This window comes from Streptosporangium nanhuense (assembly GCF_059358815.1).
In genome coordinates, this window is the sequence record NZ_JCADBG010000076.1 from 1 (window position 1) to 3,433 (window position 3,433).

The 3,433-nt window shown below is 67.9% G+C and carries 2 protein-coding genes and 1 pseudogene; all 3 read left to right on the top strand.

The features are described 5' to 3' along the window. The first annotated feature begins 894 nt into the window (after nucleotides 1-894). Nucleotides 895-2,025 carry a ricin-type beta-trefoil lectin domain protein gene (locus tag AC5L38_RS43940; protein ID WP_495248770.1) on the top strand — a complete coding sequence of 377 codons (1,131 nt, stop codon included), beginning with the start codon at nucleotides 895-897 and terminating at the stop codon, nucleotides 2,023-2,025. Nucleotides 2,026-2,197: 172 nt separating this feature from the next. Then, a complete protein-coding gene (locus AC5L38_RS43945) occupies nucleotides 2,198-3,187 on the top strand; it encodes a LacI family DNA-binding transcriptional regulator (RefSeq protein WP_495248771.1) in 990 nt (329 codons plus the stop codon). A gap of 66 nt (nucleotides 3,188-3,253) precedes the next feature. Further along, a pseudogene (locus AC5L38_RS43950) lies at nucleotides 3,254-3,433 on the top strand (LacI family transcriptional regulator); the annotation flags it as partial.

Genomic DNA, 3,433 nt, shown 5'->3' on the forward strand with positions numbered 1-3,433 from the left:
CCCGGCGAAGACCGCCGAGGGGTCGCCGGGTGCCGGGCGGGGGTATGGCGTTTGTGCCCATGCCTGAGCCTCCATAACTGCATCACAGAAACGCGGAAGCGGACAGTCGCGAAGGGACGACCGCGGGATCGACGCCGCGTTCCGTCATCAGGGAACGCACACCACCGGGGCGTCGTGGCCGACGGCCCCTGCCGCCCACCACCGACTTGGCATGGGGCCGTCTCGGGGACTCAGTGTGGAAACTATTACAAAATGTGTCAAGCTCATCCAGCGAGCTTCTGTAGGGCTATTTGCTATACATGTCGTGCACCTGCGCCGACGTCTCCGAGCCCCTTGAAAGCCGCGGCTCCGTCGCCCGAGGCGGGACGGCTTTCATGAAATTTTCATCACATCGGCCTGTCCGGCCTGATGCGGGGCCCGCGAAACAGCAGATGGGCCGTGCCCGCCTCTCACGGTTTCCGGTGCGCCATGTTTCGTACTCTTGACAGCTTCTCTCCGCCTGGTGTTTGCTCCGCTCCACCACCACAACCGTTCGACAGAAAGAAGCCAAGACCGACAGGCGGAATGTTAGCGCTCACATCCTCCCATTCCTCAAAACGCGTGCTCAGCGACCGTGAATCCCCGACGGACACCACATCCACGGGGTTGCCCCTCGTGGTCGCCGATCCCTTGACCGGAGGCTTTCCCGTGCGGCGAAAGCTCAGATCGACCTGACACATCGGGCCTGGCGGCTCACAGGTGACCGGCGGACATCCGCGACGCACCCGAGCCGCCAGGCCCGATCGTCAGGCCTGCACCGCATGACATTCGTCGGCGAGTGACCCGAACACGAACTGTTGGCGCTACACGAGCTGTCAGCGGCAACCGCTCTCAGCTGCCGGAAAGAGGTTGAGCATGCGTGGGTGGAGACGGTGGGCCGGCGCGGCGTTCCTGGCCGTGACCATGGTCGCCCTGGGGGCGGTGACGCAGACGAGCGTCGCCGGTGCGGAGTCCAACGGCGGGGTGCGGGTCATGCCGCTGGGCGACTCGATCACCGAGGGCACACAGGTGCCCGGCGGATACCGCATCGGCCTGTGGCAGCGGCTGGTCTCCGGCCGGTACACGGTGGACTTCGTCGGGTCGCAGTTCAACGGGCCGGGCAACCTGGGTGACCACGACCACCAGGGACACCCCGGCTGGCGTATCGACCAGATCGACGCGAACATCACCAACTGGGCGCGGACCCAGAATCCGCGCACGGTGCTGCTGCACATCGGCACCAACGACATACTGCAGAACTACAACGTGTCCGGAGCGCCCCAGCGGCTGTCCACCCTGATCGACCGCATCACGACGACGGTGCCGGACGCGGACGTGTTCGTCGCCACCATCATCCCGCTGTCCAACTCCGGGCAGGAGGCCGCCGCCCGCACCTTCAACGCGGCCATTCCCGGCATCGTGCAGAACAAGGTCAACAGCGGCAAGCGGGTCCACCTGGTCGACATGCACAGCAAGCTGACCACGTCCGACCTGATCGACGGCATCCACCCCACCGCCGGCGGCTACGACAAGATGGCCGCCGCCTGGTACGCGGCACTCCAGTCGGTCTCCGGCAGCATCGGCCAGCCCGGCGACCCCGGCTCGACGCCGACTCCCTCGCCGGTGAACGGGCTCCGCGGCGTGGGTTCGGGCAGATGCCTGGACGTCGCCAACGTCTCGCAGGCCAACGGCGCCCTGGTGCAGATCTGGGACTGCAACGGCCAGAACAACCAGCGGTGGACGCAGACCGGCGCGAGTGAGCTGCGGGTGTACGGCAACAAGTGCCTGGACGTGGCCAACATGAGCACCGCCGACGGCGCCGTGGTGCACATCTGGGACTGCAACGGCCAGAACAACCAGAAGTGGCGCCTCAACAGCGACGGGAGCATCACCGCCATCGGCGCGAACAAGTGCCTGGACGTGCCCAACTACTCCACCGCCAACGGTGTCAAGCTCCAGATCTGGTCCTGCAACGGCGCCGCCAACCAGCGCTGGACCCGCGTCTGACGCGGGCGGGGATCCGCGGGGCGCTCTCGCACCGGCACGGTGGGAGACCGCCCCGGCTCCCGTACGCGACGCGCGCGGTTGCTGACGCGACGAGGTGCCAGCGCTCACAGTCTTCCTGGATCACATGAGAGGAGCGCCGGTGGGATCTGGCCCGAGGCGTCGCCCGCCCATCATGGCGGACGTGGCGAAGGTGGCGGGCGTGTCGCATCAGACGGTCTCGCGTGTGCTCAACGACCACCCCAACGTCAGCGAGGAGACCCGGAACCAGGTTCTGCGCGCGATCGACCTGCTGGGCTACCGGCGCAATCTCGTCGCGCGGGCACTGGTCACCAGGAACTCCCGCCGCCTGGGTGTCGTCAGCTTCGACACGACGCTGTACGGTCCCGCGAGCACGGTCTACGGCATCGAGCAGGCCGCCAGGAACGCGGGCTACTTCATCAGCATCGTGAGCCTCCGGACCATCGACAGGGCGAGAGTGCTCGAAGCCATCGGCTACCTGACCGAACAGGGCGTGGACGGCATCGTCGTGGTCGCCCCGCAGCGTTCGGCGGCCGAGGCGCTGGAGGAGATGCCGCCGGGCATGCCGGCCGTGGCCGTCGAGGGAGGCCGGACGGACAGCGTGTCGGCGGTCAGCGTCGACCAGGTCGAGGGCGCCGTCCTGGCGACCCGGCACCTGCTGGACCTGAAGCACGAGACGGTCTGGCACGTCAGCGGTCCGGCCAACTGGCTGGAGGCGGAAGGCCGCGCGCACGGCTGGCGCGAGGCGCTGACCGCCGCCGGCCGTCCGGTCCCCGACCTCCTGGCCGGCGACTGGAGCCCGCGCTCCGGCTACCGCGCCGGGCAGCGGCTGGCCGCGATGACCGACGAGGTCACCGCCGTGTTCGTGGCCAACGACCAGATGGCCCTGGGCGTGCTTCGCGCCTTCATGGAGCAGGGAGTGAGAGTCCCCGGCCAGATCGACATCGTGGGATTCGACGACATTCCGGAGGCGGAGTTCTTCTTTCCTCCCCTCACGACCATCAGACAGGACTTCGGGGCCGTGGGCAGGCGCAGCATCGACGTGCTCGTACGGCAGATCGAGACGGAGGGGCCGTACGTGCGTGAGCGTCACGTCGTGTCTCCCCGTCTCGTTCTTCGGGCCAGCACGTCGGCGGTGCGCTAGTCGCCCACGGAAGCAGAGAGCGTCGACGGCGCGAATGCCGGCGCTCGCATCACGAAAGGAACCTCCATGTTACGAAGGATCTCGGCACTGATCGCGGTCGGTGCCGTCGCGTTGACGATGGCCGGCTGCGGAGGCGGCGGCACTTCGGCCACCCCCGCCGACACCGGCGAGGTCGCCGACGACGGCAAGATCACTATGGGGTTCTCCCAGGTGGGTGCGGAGAGCGGGTGGCGTACCGCGAACACC